At 71.3% G+C, this 16,201-nt stretch carries 7 protein-coding genes; 6 read left to right on the plus strand and 1 reads right to left on the minus strand.

What is annotated here, in order from left to right; genetic code table 11:
• Positions 1-201 precede the first annotated feature (201 nt).
• The 3 genes from ettA (at position 202) to LZG04_RS01660 (ending at position 10,876) form a co-directional block, all read left to right on the plus strand.
• Positions 202-1,878 carry an energy-dependent translational throttle protein EttA gene (ettA, locus tag LZG04_RS01650; protein WP_233812453.1) on the plus strand — a complete coding sequence of 559 codons (1,677 nt, stop codon included), beginning with the start codon at positions 202-204 and terminating at the stop codon, positions 1,876-1,878.
• 18 nt (positions 1,879-1,896) lie between these two features.
• The gene (locus LZG04_RS01655) at positions 1,897-5,721 is read left to right on the plus strand and encodes a hypothetical protein (RefSeq protein WP_233812454.1); all 3,825 of its coding nucleotides are present in this window, start codon (positions 1,897-1,899) and stop codon (positions 5,719-5,721) included.
• 196 nt (positions 5,722-5,917) lie between these two features.
• Positions 5,918-10,876, plus strand: a complete 4,959-nt coding sequence (locus LZG04_RS01660; RefSeq protein ID WP_233812455.1) for an NAD-glutamate dehydrogenase — start codon at positions 5,918-5,920, stop codon at positions 10,874-10,876.
• Positions 10,877-10,927: 51 nt separating this feature from the next.
• Here LZG04_RS01660 and LZG04_RS01665 read toward each other — a convergent pair whose 3' ends face one another.
• Complete coding sequence (locus LZG04_RS01665; RefSeq protein ID WP_233812456.1) at positions 10,928-12,487, minus strand: carbohydrate-binding module family 20 domain-containing protein; 1,560 nt, start codon at positions 12,485-12,487, stop codon at positions 10,928-10,930.
• A gap of 215 nt (positions 12,488-12,702) precedes the next feature.
• Between LZG04_RS01665 and LZG04_RS01670 the strand changes: the two genes are divergently transcribed.
• The 3 genes from LZG04_RS01670 to LZG04_RS01680 are packed head-to-tail and all read left to right on the plus strand — an operon-like array spanning position 12,703 to position 16,171.
• Complete coding sequence (locus tag LZG04_RS01670; protein ID WP_233812457.1) at positions 12,703-14,253, plus strand: glycoside hydrolase family 13 protein; 1,551 nt, start codon at positions 12,703-12,705, stop codon at positions 14,251-14,253.
• Positions 14,254-14,264: 11 nt separating this feature from the next.
• On the plus strand, positions 14,265-15,257 hold the full coding sequence (locus LZG04_RS01675; RefSeq protein ID WP_233812458.1) for a LacI family DNA-binding transcriptional regulator: 993 nt from the start codon (positions 14,265-14,267) through the stop codon (positions 15,255-15,257).
• Positions 15,254-16,171, plus strand: a complete 918-nt coding sequence (locus tag LZG04_RS01680; protein ID WP_233812459.1) for a DNA glycosylase AlkZ-like family protein — start codon at positions 15,254-15,256, stop codon at positions 16,169-16,171. The genes LZG04_RS01675 and LZG04_RS01680 overlap by 4 nt, the downstream gene beginning before the upstream one ends.
• Positions 16,172-16,201: the final 30 nt, after the last annotated feature.

Consider the following 16,201-nt stretch of genomic DNA (forward strand, 5'->3'; position numbering starts at 1 on the left):
GCGCGCAGGCACCGGGGGTTGACAGCGCACCGAGTTCGCGCATCCGGTCGGAGTCGCTGGTCGCAGGGTCGCACCAGGCCGGGTCGACGGTCGTGTTACGTCTGTGGGTGACCCACGTTCGCGTTAACTCTGCGTTGTGCCCACGTCCGTTGCCGGCGTCCGAGGTTCGGGCCCGATCGGCACCGCTCTACGATCGCGGGCATGGCCGAGTACGTCTACACCATGAAGAAGGTGCGCAAGGCGCACGGGGACAAAGTCATCCTGGATGACGTCACCATCATGTTCCTCCCCGGTGCGAAGATCGGCGTCGTCGGTCCGAACGGCGCCGGCAAGTCGAGCGTGCTGAAGATCATGGCTGGCCTGGACACCCCGGGCAACGGCGAGGCCTTCCTCTCGCCCGGCTACACGGTCGGCATCCTCCAGCAGGAGCCGCCGCTCAACGAGGAGAAGACCGTCCTGGGCAACGTCCAGGAAGGGCTCGGCGAGATCAAGGTGAAGCTCGACCGCTTCAACGAGATCGCCGAGAAGATGGCCGTCGACTACTCCGACGAGCTGATGGAGGAGATGGGCCAGCTCCAGGAGGAGTTGGACCACGCGAACGCGTGGGACCTCGACTCCCAGCTCGAGCAGGCGATGGACGCCCTCCGCTGCCCGCCGCCCGACGCCGACGTCAAGACGTTGTCCGGTGGTGAGCGCCGCCGGGTCGCCCTGTGCAAGCTGCTGCTGAGCAAGCCGGACCTGCTGCTGCTCGACGAGCCCACCAACCACCTGGACGCCGAGAGCGTCCTGTGGCTGGAGCAGCACCTGGCGCAGTACCAGGGCGCCGTCCTGGCCGTCACCCACGACCGGTACTTCCTCGACAACCTCGCCGAGTGGATCCTGGAGCTCGACCGCGGCCGGGCCCACCCGTACGAGGGCAACTACTCGACCTACCTGGAGAAGAAGGCCGAGCGGCTGGCCGTCCAGGGCAAGAAGGACCAGAAGCTGCAGAAGCGGCTCAAGGACGAGCTGGAGTGGGTCCGGTCGGGCGCGAAGGCCCGCCAGGCCAAGTCCAAGGCCCGCCTCGGCCGTTACGAGGAGATGGCCGCCGAGGCGGAGAAGACCCGCAAGCTCGACTTCGAGGAGATCCAGATCCCGCCGGGCCCGCGTCTGGGCAACGTCGTGGTCGAGGTGGAGAACCTCAAGAAGGGCTTCGGCGACCGGGTGCTGATCGACAACCTGTCGTTCAGCCTGCCGCGCAACGGCATCGTCGGCGTCATCGGTCCGAACGGCGTGGGCAAGACGACGCTGTTCAAGACCATCGTGGGGCTGGAGGAGCCGGACTCGGGCGCGGTCCGCATCGGTGAGACGGTCAAGCTGTCCTACGTCGACCAGAACCGCGCGGGCATCGACCCGAAGAAGAACGTGTGGGAGGTCGTCTCCGACGGCCTGGACTACATCCACGTCGGCAACGTCGAGATGCCGTCGCGGGCGTACGTCAGCGCGTTCGGCTTCAAGGGCCCCGACCAGCAGAAGCCGGCGGGCGTGCTCTCCGGTGGTGAGCGCAACCGGCTCAACCTGGCGCTGACGCTCAAGCAGGGTGGCAACCTGATCCTGCTGGACGAGCCGACGAACGACCTGGACGTCGAGACCCTCGGCTCGCTGGAGAACGCGCTGGAGCAGTTCCCCGGCTGCGCCGTGGTCATCTCGCACGACCGGTGGTTCCTCGACCGCGTCGCCACGCACATCCTGGCGTGGGAGGGCACGGACGAGAACCCGTCGCAGTGGTACTGGTTCGAGGGCAACTTCGAGGGCTACGAGAAGAACAAGGTCGAGCGCCTCGGCGCGGAGGCGGCCAGGCCGCACCGCGTCACCTACCGCAAGCTCACTCGGGACTGAGAGCCGGGTACCCACACCGTGGCGGCGAGGGGCGAGGCGCAGGCGGACGTCGAGGTGAGCACGCTGGTCGTGCCCGCCTGGCGGCTGCGTTGGCGGGCACCGGAGCTTGCTCTGGTGCTGGGTGAGCGCGCGGTCGCGCTCGCCTCCACCCGCCGTGACGAGGTCGACCGGTTGCGCGCGGAGGCCCTGGTGGTCTTCGCGAGCAACCGCATGGGCCGGGGTGTCCGGATCGCGGACCGGGCCTTGGACGCCCTCAAGGCGGCCGAGGCAGCGTCGGAGCGGGAGACGGCCTGGCGGCTGAGGGTCGAGTTGGCCGACAGCGCCAGGTCGGTCGGCGCGCCCCTCACGGGCTTCGCCGCCGTCCGGCCGGTCCTGGAAGCCGACGACGTCCCGCCGGGGTTGAGGGCGACCGCCCTCGTCCAGGCCGCCGAGTGCCTGGTCTCGGTGGGGCGTGGCGCGGCGCTGGCCCAGGCGTTGGACGAAGCGGACCACCTCTACCAGGCGGATCCGCTGCTGGACCACGACACGACCCTGCTGCACCGGGGTCTGCTCCGCGCCTCGGCGGCGGGTCAGCACCGCCGGTGGGGCGACCTGCGGGCGGCGGTCGCCGCGGCCCGGGACGGCTTGGCCCTGCTGGACCGCCTCAAGGACGCCGCGTCCGACAACGGCCAGGTCCGGGGCAGGCTCACGGTCGAGCTGGTCTGCGCCCTGATGGACCTGAACAAGCCGGGCGAGGCGTCCGAGGTCGGCACGCCGCTGCTGGAACGCCCGGTGCGCGCGCCGTCCGCGTCGACCGCCGGTTGGCTGCGGTTGGCCCTGGCCACGAGGGTCCACCTGCCCGCCGGTCGCGTCGACCAGGCACGCGACCTGCTCCGTGACGCCGCCGACAGCGCCGAGCGCCACCAGTTGGACATCCTGCTGGCGGAGAGCCTGCTGGCGCTGGCGCACGTCCACGAGGTGGCCGGTGACCTGGCCGAGGCCTTGGCGAACCTGCGTTCCGCGCACGCGGCCGAACGCAGGCGGGCCCGCGCGGTCTACGCGGTGCGGGCGAGGCTGGCCGCCGAGTTCGCGGGCGTCCACCGCCGCCCGGCCGGCGGCCTGCACGACGAACTGGCCGCCCTGTTGCGCACCGAGACCCCGGCCCCGGCCGCCGCGCCCCCGACCGACCCGAACCTGGCCCCGGAGGTCAAGCAACAACTCCGCCAGTGGCGACCGGTCCAGATGCACCGCGCCGAGGGCGTCCGCGTCAAGCGCCGCCGCGCCGCGGAGGACATGACGGTGGAAGGCATCTCCGCCGCGAGGGCCCACGCCGCCGACCGCTGGCGCTTGGTCCAACCGTTCGGCGAAACGGAAGGCGACCCCGAACCGGGGGGCCGCCGCCGAGCCCCGGACCCGGGAACCGGCCCCACCCAGGGCCGACCCGCACACGCCCGAAGCGGCCAAGCCCGCCCGACCAACCCTGCCACCACCACCCCCCAACCGACAGCCGCGAACGACCCGGCCACCCCCGGGCCCGCCAACCCGGCCGCCACCCCCCAACCGCCCGCTGCGGCGGCGAGCGATCCGGGTATCCCCGGCCTTGCCGCGAGTTCGCCTGACCCCGCTACCGACTTCGCTCCGCCTGCGGGGGCGAGCGGCTCGGGTGTTGCTGGGGTTGCTGCTGGTTCGGGTGACTCTGCTGGTGTGTTCCCCTCGTCTGCGGGGGCGAGCGGCTCGGGCGTTGCTGGGGTTGCCGCTGGTTCAGGTGACTCCGCTACCGCCTTCCCCTCGTCTGCGGGGGCGAGTGACTCGGGCGTTGCTGGGGTTGCTGCTGGTTCGGGTGACTCTGCTGGTGCCTTCCCCTCGCCTGCGGGCGCGGGTGATGCGGGCGTTCCTGGGGTTGCCGCTGGTTCAGGTGACTCCGCTACCGCCTTCCCCTCGCCTGCGGGGGCGAGTGACTCGGGCGCTCCTGGCTTTGCCGCTGACTCGGCTACCAACTTCCCGTCGTCTGGTGTGGTGAGTGACTTGGGCACTCCGGGGCTTGCCGCGGGTTCGGTCGAGTCCGTGACCGGCGTCCGGTCGTCTGCTGCGTCGGCGAATGACTCGGGTACCCCTGGGCTTGCCGAAAGTTCCACCGACTCCGCGACTGCTTCCCCGTCGGCTGCTGCGCCGATGAGCGACCCGGCCGTGCCCAGGGCCGCCACCGGCTCGCAACCGCCCACTGCGGCGGCGGGCGACCCGGTGGTTCCGGGGCTCGTCACCGGTTCTTCGGACTTCGCGACCGCTTCGGAATCGTCCGCCGCATCGGTGAGCGGCCCGGGCACCCTCAGGTCCGACACCGACACCGACACCGGCACCGGCAGCGCGCCGACCAGCCACTTCGCGGCCACCTCGTGGCCGGACCAGACGACGTCCGATGAACACCCGGGCACCCTCCCGAGCAGTCTCCAAGCAGACACCACGGCCGGGAGCGCCAGGTCGGCTGGTGGTGGTTCGGCCGAGGTGGCGTCCGGTGGTGGGCTGAGCGGGTTCCCCGGTGGGTCGGCCGGCAGCCATGCGAGTTCGAGTGAGGCCCCGGCGTCGATTCCGGGTGAGGCGGAGGTTCCGGTCGTGCCCGGTGAGGGCGGCGAGCGGAGTGTGCCGGCGGCGGGTTTGATCGCGGCGGCTGGGGCGGTGCGCAGTGGGCGTCGGCGGGCGCGGGAGGCGGCGGAGGAGGAAGGGGAGCGTGCTTCCGGTGACTCCGAGGCCAACGTGCTGGACGCGTTGAAGGCCGCTGGGCTCCTCGACCCGCAGCGGGCCGGTGGTCGGCGGCGGGCGCGCGATGCCGACGTGGAGGCTCCCCGGTCGAGGCCCCAGGAAGACGAGAAAACCGACCGGGACGCGGTGCAGGCGGTCGACGAGGCTGAGCAGGAGGCGGGCCGGGCCGTGCGGGAGGCCGAGAAGGCTGAGCAGGAGGGTGTGGAGCCCGAGCGGGACGGTGGGGTCGAGCCCATGCCGGTGCAGTGGCGGGTGGAGCCGCCGGCCCGGCTGCGCGGTGAGAGCCCTCCGCCGCCCGTCGACATGTTCGACTCGCCGACGATGGTGCAGCCCGCCGTGCGGGACGACGTGCCGCCCGTCGGTCTGGGCGCGGCCTTCGTGAAGGGGCCGCTCATCCCCACCGCCCGGGTGCCCGACCCGCCCGACTACCCGTTGCCGCCCGTGCCCGATTTCGGCATGGCGCCCCAGCCCCAGCCCCAGCCGGAGCCGGCACCCGAGCCCGACCACGTGCCCGAGCAGCCCACGAGCGCGGAGGAGACCCGAGCGGACGTCGAGCCGCGACCGGTTTTCCCCGTCACGGACGTCGACGCGCCCTCGACGGACCTGTCGATGCCGCAGCCCGACCAAGCCCCGCCGGTGCCAGACCCGGTGCCGGCCGACTCGTCACCGTCCGCAAGGTTCGGTTCGACCGGGTTCCTCAGCGCCGCCGACGTCGAGCACGACGACACGCCGCCGACGCCGGAGCCCGCCACCGAACCGCCGAAGGAACCCTTCGTCACGGCGGTCGTGGTCGGCGGCAAGACGATCGACCTGCCCGCCATCGTCGAGCCGACCCCGCCCACGTCCGACTCACCCAGCGCCACCCGCGCCTCGCGTCGCCACAAGAGCGACCTGAGCCTCGCCGAGCTGCTCGCCGAAGCCCTCGTCGCCTACGAGGACGCCCGGCGCGAGGACGAGGCCGCCGGCCGCGTCGAGGTCGACGAGGACACCGTGCCGATCCCACCTGTCGGGAACCCGCCGCCCGCGGCCGACACCGAGACCACCGCCCCGATCCAGCGCGTCGACCCGCCGCGCCGGTTCGACACGTGGACGCTTCCCGAACCGTGAAATCATTTGAGGTTCTAATAAGGTTTCCCGCCGGTAACAAAGCGGGAAATAGCCCAGGTCACAAGTGAATTCCCGACTTTCGGGCAAGTTGTTCGATTCAGTGAGAGGGTTGCGGCGAACGGGTTCGCGCGCGTCTGGTTAAGTGGTGCGCGGACCCGGTACACAGAGGTGCCGGATAGCGTGGAGTCGCCTGAACATGACCTCGACTGGAGCACCGTCCCGATCCGAGCACGCCGCCCGCGACGTCGGCGCGGCTCGCCCGGCCAGTCCCGAACAGGCTCGTGACGAATTGATCGAACGGGCCGCCGCCAACGCCCCCGAACTCGCCGACCTGATCCGCCTGTACTACCGCCACGTCCCGGCCGAGGAAGTCAACGACGACGACCCGGTGGACTTGGTGGGCGCCGTGCGCTCGAACTACCGGCTCGCCGAGACCAGGGTGCCCGGCCGACCGGTGGTGCGGATCCTCAACCCCACCCGCGCGCACGACGGCTGGACATGTCCGGCCACGGTGGTGCAGGTGGTCACCGACGACATGCCGTACCTGGTCGACTCGGTGGCCTCCGAGCTGACACGGGGCGGCGTGCAGGTGCAACGGGTGGTGCACCCGATCGTCGTGGTGCGCCGGGACCTGGTGACGGGCGCGTTGCAGGAGGTGCTGCCCACCGCGGACCCGGCCGACCCGCCGGGCGACGCGCTGGCCGAGTCGTGGATGTACATCGAGGTCGACCTGCTCACCGACCCGGATCGGGCGCGTGAGCTGGAAACCAAGCTGCACACGGTGCTCAACGACGTCCGCGAGGTCGTCGAGGACACCGAGAAGATGACCGGTACGGCCTTGCACCTGGCCGAACTGCTGGAGTCCGACCCGCCCCCGCTGCCCACCCACGAGGTCCGCGACGGCGCGAACCTGCTGCGCTGGCTGGCCAACGACCACTTCACGTTCCTGGGCTACCGGCAGTACGAGCTGGTCCGCGACGACCCGGCCACCGACGGCGAACCCGCGCTGCGGGCGGTCCTGGCCAGCGGTCTCGGTGTGCTCAGACAGGACAGCCTGGCGGCGCGCAGCCTCACCGCGGGCCCGGACGCGGGCGCTCAGGCACTGTCACCCGAACTGCTGGTCCTGACGCAGGCCAGCGCCCAGTCGAGCGTGCACCGGTCGGTGTACCCGTACTACGTCGGGGTGAAGACCTTCGACGCCGACGGCAACGTGACCGGCGAGCACCGGTTCCTCGGCGTCTTCTCCACCACCGCCCTGCACGAGGACGTGCTGGACATCCCGGCCGTCGAACGCCGGGTCCGCGACGTCATCCACCGCGCCGGCTTCCCGCTGCACTCCTACTCGGGCCAGCGGATGCTCGAGGTGATCCAGAACTACCCGCGCACGGAGCTGTTCTCGGTCGACACGGACACGCTCTACCAGACCGTCACGGGCGTGATCGCGCTGGCCGAACGCCGCCGGCTGCGGCTGTTCCTGCGCCGCGACCCGTACGGCCGCTTCTACTCCTGCCTGGTCTACCTGCCGCGTGACCGCTACACCACGACCTCGCGGCTGGCCATGCAGGAAGTGCTGATCGACCAGCTCGGCGGCGTGAACCTGGAGTACAGCGCCCGCGTCGGCGAGTCGGCGCTGGCCCGCGTGCACTTCACCGTGCACACCGATCCGGCGCGCCACGTCGAGCCCGACACCGGGCACATCCAGCACCTGCTGGCCGAAGCGGTGCGCTCCTGGGACGACCGCATGGTCGAGGCCGTGCTGGACGACCAGGGCACCGGACTGGGCGCGGAGTCGTCGTCCGAGCAGGGCCAGCGGATCGCCGCGGCGTTCCCGGAGGCGTACAAGGAGGACTTCACCGCCGTCGAGGGCCTGTCGGACTTCCGGCGCATCGAGGCGCTCAAGCCCGGCGAGCTGGACGTCGTGTTCTACGTGCCGCGCGACGCCGAGCCGGGTGAACGGCGGTTCAAGCTGTTCCTCGTCGGCGCGCGGCTGACGCTGTCGGACGTGCTGCCGATGTTGCAGCGCATGGGCGTGGTCGTGGTGGACGAGCGCCCGTACGAGCTGTCGCGCGACGACGGCGTGGAGTGCTGGATCTACGACTTCGGCCTGCGCGTGGACCAGGCGACGCTGGACAAGCTGTCCGGCGAGGACGTGGAGTCGGTGCGCACCCGGTTCCAGGACGCGTTCGGCGCCGCGTGGCGCGGCGAGGCCGAGGTGGACGGCTTCAACACGCTGGTGCTCAAGGCGGGCGTCACGTGGCAGCAGGCCGCGATGCTGCGCGCCTACGCCAAGTACCTGCGCCAGGCGGGCACGCCGTACAGCCAGGACTACATCGAGGACGCCGCACTCGCGCACACCGAGGTCGCCACGGCCCTGGTGCGGCTGTTCGAAGCGCGGTTCGACCCGGCGTTGTCCGACGAGCAGCGCGCCGGCCGCACCGAGCACCTGGTGGCCGAGATCACCGGGATGATCGACGACGTCACGAGCCTGGACGCGGACCGCATCCTGCGCAGCCTGCTCACGCTGGTGCAGGCCACGTTGCGCACGAACTACTTCGTGCGTGACGTCGACGGCAACCCCCGGCCGTACCTGGCGGTGAAGCTGGACCCGCGCGCGATCCCGGACCTGCCGCAGCCGCGGCCGCGGTTCGAGATCTTCGTGTACTCGCCCCGGCTGGAGGGCGTGCACCTGCGCTTCGGCCCGGTGGCGCGCGGTGGTCTGCGCTGGTCCGACCGGCGGGAGGACTTCCGCACCGAGATCCTGGGCCTGGTCAAGGCGCAGGCGGTGAAGAACGCGGTGATCGTGCCCGTCGGCGCGAAGGGCGGGTTCGTGCTCAAGCGCCCGCCCGTGCCGACCGGCGACCCCGGCTTCGACCGCGAGCAGCTGATGGCCGAGGGCATCGCGTGCTACCGGCAGTTCATCTCCGGCCTGCTGGACCTGACCGACAACCTCAACTCGGGCACGGTGCTGCCCGCGCCGCAGGTGGTCCGCCACGACGGTGACGACACGTACCTGGTGGTCGCGGCGGACAAGGGCACGGCGTCGTTCTCCGACATCGCCAACGAGGTGTCGAAGTCCTACGGCTTCTGGCTGGGCGACGCGTTCGCTTCCGGCGGTTCGGTCGGCTACGACCACAAGGCCATGGGCATCACGGCCAAGGGCGCGTGGGAGAGCGTGAAGCGGCACTTCCGCGAGCTGGGCACGGACACGCAGTCGGACGAGTTCACCGTCGTCGGCGTCGGCGACATGTCCGGTGACGTGTTCGGCAACGGCATGCTGCTGTCCGAGCACATCCGGCTGGTGGCCGCGTTCGACCACCGGCACATCTTCATCGACCCGAACCCGACCGCGGCCGCGAGCTTCGCCGAGCGCAAGCGGCTGTTCGAGCTGCCCCGCTCGTCGTGGGACGACTACGACCGCTCGCTGATCAGCGAGGGCGGCGGTGTGTGGCCGCGCACGGCGAAGTCGATCCCGATCAGCGAGCAGGCCCGGCAGGCGCTGGGGCTGCCCGAGGACGTGGTGAAGCTGTCGCCGCCGGAGCTGATGAAGGCGGTCCTGCTCGCCCCGGTGGACCTGCTGTGGAACGGCGGCATCGGCACCTACGTCAAGGCGAGCGCCGAGTCGCACGCCGAGGTCGGCGACAAGGCCAACGACGCCATCCGCGTCAACGGCGCGGACCTGCGGGTCAAGGTCGTCGGCGAGGGCGGCAACCTGGGCCTGACCCAGCGCGGCCGGATCGAGTTCGCCCGCGCCGGCGGCAAGGTCAACACCGACGCGCTGGACAACTCGGCCGGTGTCGACTGCTCCGACCACGAGGTCAACATCAAGATTTTGCTGGACGAGCTGGTGCGCGACGGCAAGCTCGACCAGGAGCAGCGCAACGAGCTGCTGGGCCAGATGACCGACGAGGTCGGCGAGCTGGTGCTGGCCGACAACTACTCGCAGAACGCCGTGCTCGGCGTGTCCCGGGCCCACGCCGCGCCGATGCTGTCGGTGCACGCGCGCCTGGTCGCCGACCTGGAGCAGCGCGGCGTGCTGGACCGCGCGCTGGAGGCGCTGCCCAGCCCGGCGGAGTTCAAGGCGCTGGAGAAGGCGGGCGACGGCCTGACCTCGCCGGAGCTGGCCACGCTGCTCGCGCACGTGAAGCTGGCGTTGAAGGAGGAGGTGCTGGCGAGCGACCTGCCGACGATCGACGTGCTGGCCCGGCGGCTGCCCGAGTACTTCCCGAGCGAGCTGCGGGAGCGGTTCGCCGACGCCATCGGCAGCCACCCGCTGTCCCGCGAGATCATCAGCACGGTGCTGGTCAACGAGGTCGTGGACGGCGGCGGCGTGTCCTACGCGTTCCGGTTGGCCGAGGAGATCAGCGCGTCGGCGACGGACGCGGTGCGCGCGTACGCCGTGGTGACGGCGATCTACGACCTGCCGTCGATCTGGCGGCAGATCCGGGCGCTGGACAACGTCGTGCCGACCGAGGTGCAGGACGACATGGTGCTGGAGACGCGCCGCCTGTTGGACCGGGCGTCGCGCTGGCTGCTCACCAACCGGCCGCAGCCGCTGGCGGTGGGGTCCACGATCAGCCGGTTCACCCCGGTGGTCGCGGCCCTGGCGCCGCGCACGATCGACCTGCTCCAGGGTCACGAGAAGGAGTCCGTACTCGAGCACGTCGAGCGGCTGGTGGGCCATGGCGTGCCGGTGGAGCTGGCGCGCCGGATCGCCGGGCTGCTGTTCACCTACGGCCTGCTGGACGTGACCGAGGTGGCCGAGCTGGCCGAGCGCGAGGAGGGCGAGGGCGCGACCGGGCAGGAGCGCACGCACGAGGAGACGGCGGAGCTGTACTTCGCGCTGTCGGAGCACCTGGACGTCGACCGGATGCTCAGCTCGGTGTCGAACCTGGAACGGCTGAACCGCTGGCACTCGCTGGCCCGCCTGGCGTTGCGGGACGACTTCTACTCGTCGCTGCGGTCGATCACGATCGACGTGCTGCGGTCGGCGGACCCGGGTGACACCCCGGAGGAGAAGATCGCCAAGTGGGAGCAGGCCAACTCCTCCCGCCTGGGCCGCGCCCGCGCCGCGCTGGCCGAGATCAACCGCGTCAGCAAGCTGGACCTGGCCACGTTGTCCGTGGCCGCCCGCCAGGTCCGCAGCATGATCCGCTGACGTGCCGCCGCCGGGGCATCGTGACGCGGTGCCCCGGCGGCGGCACGCGGTCTAGCTGCGCCAGGTGTCCGACAGCGTCGCCGGTGACGTGGCGGTGCGGTTCGATCCGCTCTCCCACGTCACCGAGCCGTTGGACTCCTTGCGGATGTACTTGTACTGGAACGACGTCCCGGCGGGCAGCGACACCGACCCCCTCCACACCGGGTACGAGGCCGACGACAGCGCCACCGCGGCGGCCGGGTTCCACGAGCCCAGCGACGGGTGGTCGCCGACCACGAAGATGTTCTGGCCGAGCGACGTCGTCGCGTTCACCGAGAACGAGGCCGCGCCGACCGGGGTGCCGCCACCGGTCGCGCCGACGTGCAGCGCCAGCGCCTCGCCCGCGCCCAACGTCGCGGTGAACTGGCCGTTCGCGCCGACGACCACCGCCACGCACCCCTCCTTCTGCACGTTGCAGTACGACCCGGCGGGCAGCGAGGTCTGGAACGTCCGCGTGATCGGGGAGGACTCGCGGTTGATCGCGACGAACCCCTTGGTGCCCCGTCCGAACGCGATGGCGTCGCCGCCGTTGTCCCACCAGTTGACCACCGACGTGCCCGCCACGGTGTTGCGGAACTGGACCATCGACGCGATCTGCGTCCACCGGTGCTGGCACTTCCACCCGGACGTGTAGCACTCCGACCCGGACGGCGGACCGGCGTCGTGGTCGGAGAACTCGTAGCCGGAGTACACGTTCGGCGCGCCGTAGGGCCAGGCCAGCATGAACACGTTCGCCAGCGTGTAGGTCGACCCGTCCTTGTAGGTCAGCGTCGACCCGTTGCGCTCGGTGTCCCAGTTGTCCACGAACGACCGCGCCTGGCCGCTGGGCAGGAAGCCCCACGACTGCCCGAACGTGCTCAGGTACGCCAGGTTCTCGTTGGCGAAGATCCGCTTGAGGTCGTAGGCGTACCGGAACTCGTCCACGTCACCTGATCCGGTGTATTCGCCGGGCTGCACGGCCTCGCCCGCGCCGTAGATCACCTCGTGCACCCAGAACACGTTCGGGTTGCTCAGGCGGGACTTGATCGCCGCCAGGTCGCTCGCCGCCACGTGCTTGGCCGCGTCGATCCGGAACCCGTCCACCCCCAGGGAGATCAGGTGGTTCAGGTAGGACGCGATGCGCCCGCGCACGTAGTCGCTGCCGGTGTCGAGGTCCGACAGGCCGACGAGCTCGCAGTTCTGCACGTCACCGCGGTTGCGGTAGTCGCTGATGCGCGACCGGCACGAGTGGAAGTCGGGTTCGCTGTAGATGCCGGGGTAGTCGTACTTCGTGTAGGACGAGCCGCCGGTCCCGGTGCCCGACCCGGCGCTCATGTGGTTGATCACCGCGTCCGCGATGACCTTCACGCCCGCCGCGTGGCAGGTCGTGACCATGTTCCGGAACGCGGCCTCGTCACCGAGGCGTCCGGCGATGCGGTAGCTGACCGGTTGGTAGGAGGTCCACCATTGGGGGCCCTGGATGTGCTCGGTGGCGGGTGAGACCTCGACGAACCCGTAGCCGCGCGGCCCGAGCACGGTGGTGCACTCGGTGGCGACCCGCGCGAACGGCCACTGGAACAGGGTCGCGGTCACGTCCTTCGCGGACGGTGGCGCTGCAAAACTTTGCGGAACCGCCAAAAGGCTGAACAGCACTGCGGCTATCGCGCACAAGGCGCTTCGACTTGGGGAAACCACGTTGTCTCCTCTGGCAGGGGTGTGCTCTAGGTCATACCAGCTGCCAGACTTGCTGAAAACACTTGCAAAGTATTTCATTGCCCTCCGGCGGACCCGATCCGGAAGGACACCCCATGACGCAGGACTGGTGGCGCGATGCCGTCATCTACCAGGTCTACGTGCGCAGCTTCGCCGACTCGGACGGCGACGGCGTCGGTGACCTGCCCGGCATCCGCTCCCGGCTGCCCTACCTGGCCGACCTCGGCGTGGACGCCGTCTGGATCACGCCGTTCTACACCTCCCCGATGGCCGACGGCGGCTACGACGTGGCGGACTACCGCACCGTCGACCCGCTGTTCGGCACCAACGACGACGCGAAGGCGCTGGTCGAGGACGCGCACGCGCTCGGCGTCCGGGTGATCGTCGACCTGGTCCCCAACCACACCAGCGACCGGCACGTGTGGTTCCAGCAGGCGCTCCGGGCCGCGCCCGGCTCGCCCGAACGCGCCCGCTACCACTTCCGCGACGGCCGCGGCGACCTGCCGCCCAACGACTGGGAGTCCGTCTTCGGCGGCCCCGCGTGGACCCGCGTGCCGGACGGCCAGTGGTACCTGCACCTGTTCGCGCCCGAGCAGCCGGACCTGAACTGGGACCAGCCGGAGGTGCGCGACGAATTCCTCGACGTGCTGCGGTTCTGGCTCGACCTGGGCGTGGACGGCTTCCGCATCGACGTCGCGCACGGCATGGTCAAGGCCGACGGCCTGCCCGACGTGGGCACGCCCGGCCACCTCAAGCTGCTGGGCACCGAGGCGCTGCCGTTCTTCGACCAGGACGGCGTGCACGAGATCTACCGCGACTGGCGCAAGGTGCTCGACTCCTACCCGGGCAGCCGGATCGGCGTGGCCGAGGCGTGGACGCCCAGCCCCGAGCGCACCGCCCGCTACCTGCGCGCCGACGAGCTGCACCAGGCGTTCAACTTCCACTACCTGACCGCCGAGTGGCACGCCGGCGACCTCAAGCAGGTCATCGACGACTCGCTGGCCGCGATGAGGCCGGTCGCCGCGCCGACGACGTGGGTGCTGTCCAACCACGACGTGCAGCGGCACGTGACGCGGTACGGCAGCGTGGCGCGGGCGCGTGCCGCCGCGCTGCTGATGCTGGCGCTGCCCGGCAGCGCGTACGTCTACCAGGGCGAGGAACTGGGCCTGCCCGAGGTGCTCGACCTGCCCGAGGAGGTGCTCCAGGACCCGGTGTGGGTGCGGTCGGGCCACACCGACCGGGGCCGTGACGGCTGCCGCGTGCCGATCCCGTGGACCGCGGACGGCCCGTCGTTCGGGTTCGGCGAGGGCGGCTCGTGGCTGCCGCAGCCCGCGGACTGGTCCGAGCTGAGCGTGGCGCGCCAGCTGGGTGACCCGAACTCGGTGCTGGAGCTGTACCGCCGGGCGCTGCGCGTGCGGCGGGAGCACCCGGACCTGGGCGCGGGCTCGGACGTGGAGTGGCTGGACGTGCCGGACGGCGTGCTGGCGTTCCGCCGCGGCGCGTTCACGTGCGTGGTGAACTTCGGCCCGGACGTGGCACGGCTGCCCGCCGACGGCGACGTGGTGCTCGCCTCGGGTGGTTTCGCGACCGAGGACGTGGACGTCCTCGTGCCGCCGGACACGACCGTGTGGCTCTCGCGCCCGTAGAGTCACCCGGTGTGACAGCGCGGCTCAGTGACATCGCGACCCAGGCCGGCGTGAGCGAGGCGACGGTCAGCCGAGTGGTCAACGGCAAGCCAGGCGTGTCGGCCGCGACCCGCCAGGCCGTGGTCGCCGCGATGGACGTGCTCGGCTACGAGCGCCCACCCAGGCTCCGCCAGCGCAGCGCCGGGTTGATCGGGTTGATCACCCCCGAGTTGAACAACCCGATCTTCCCGGCGTTCGCGCAGGTCATCGAGCAGGTGCTGACGCGCGACGGCTACACGCCGGTGCTGTGCACGCAGACGCCCGGTGGCTCGACCGAGGACCAGTTGACCGAGATGCTCGTCGACCGGGGCGTCACCGGGATCGTGTTCGTGTCCGGCCTGCACGCCGACACGACCGCCGACAAGGACCGGTACGTCAAGCTGGCCGGGCGCGGCGTGCCGTTCGTGATGATCAACGGTTACACCGACCAGGTGTCCGCGCCGTTCGTCTCGGTGGACAACCGGGCCGCCGTCCGATTGGCGGTCACCCACTTGGTCGAACTCGGCCACGAGATGATCGGTCTGGCGGTGGGACCGCCGCGGTTCGTGCCGGCGCAGCGGATGGTGGAGGGCTTCACGCTCGTCCGCCCGCGGGCCGCCGACCTGGTCGAGCACTCCCTGTTCACGGTCGAGGGCGGCCAGGCGGCGGCCAACGCCCTGCTGGACCGCGGCTGCACGGCGATCGTGTGCGGCAGCGACCTGATGGCGTTCGGCGCGATCCGCGCGGCCCGCCGGCGGGGCCTGAACGTGCCGCGTGACGTCTCGGTGGTCGGGTTCGACGACTCGCCGCTGATCGTGTTCGCCGACCCGCCGCTGACCACGATCCGCCAGCCGGTCGAGGCGATGGGGCAGGCCGCCGTGCACGCGTTGCTGGAGGAGATCGGCGGCACGCCCGCACCGCACGCGGAGTTCGTGTTCCAGCCGGAACTGGTGGTGCGCGGCTCGACGGGCGCCCGTCCCCGATGACCTTGCCCGCCCAGCGGATGCGGGCCCAACGCCTCTCGCACCCGGCCGCCGACGTGACGGACCTGTTCGCCTCGGTGCTCGCGCTGCAAGCCCAGGACGTCCCAGCGGCACGGCTCGCAGCGCGCGCCCGAGGCGTGAGATCCCTCGACGGCCCTCTGGTGCGCACGTGGGCGATGCGCGGCACCTTGCACCTGCTCCATGAAGACGACCTGTGGGTCGTGGACCTGCTCGGCCCCACGTTCATCGCCGCCGGACGCCGTCGCCGCGAACAACTGGGCCTCACCGATGAACTGTGCGAGCGCGCGCTACCCGCGCTCCGCGAAGTCCTCACCGAACCGGTGGAGCGCGCCGAACTCGTGCGCCGCCTGGCCGACGTCGGCATCGTCCTCGACCCCAAGTCCCAGGCGCCCGCGCACCTGCTGGCGTTCGCCGCGAACTCCGGCGTGCTGTGCCGGGGGCTCGACGACACCTACCGGCTCCTGCGGATCGAGTGCGAACCCCGTGACGTGGTCGAGCTGTGGCGGCGCTACCGGCGTGCCTACGGACCGGCCACGCCCGACGACTTCGCCGCGTGGAGCGGCCTGCCCAAGCGGCAGCTCGAGGGACTGCCCGAGGTGGCCGACGAACCGGCCGAGCCGACCGGCGCGGTCCGCATGCTCGGCCACTTCGACACCTACCTGCTCGGCTACCGCGACCGTGCCGCGGTGCTCAGCGCGGAGCACGCGCCGCTGGTGCAGACCGGCGGCGGTTTCCTCACCCCGCACGTCGTGGTGGACGGACGGGTGGTGGCGGTGTGGCGGCGCGACGGCCCGACCATCACCGTGCGGCCGTTCGGCGAGCGCCCGCACCTCGCGGACGAGGTCGCCGACCTGGGCCGATTCCTCGACGTGGACGCCCGCTTAACCTGGGCGTAGCACGTGGATAAGGTCACTGCCACGCATCGA

The organism is Saccharothrix sp. S26, from assembly GCF_021390395.1.
GTDB lineage: Bacteria > Actinomycetota > Actinomycetes > Mycobacteriales > Pseudonocardiaceae > Actinosynnema.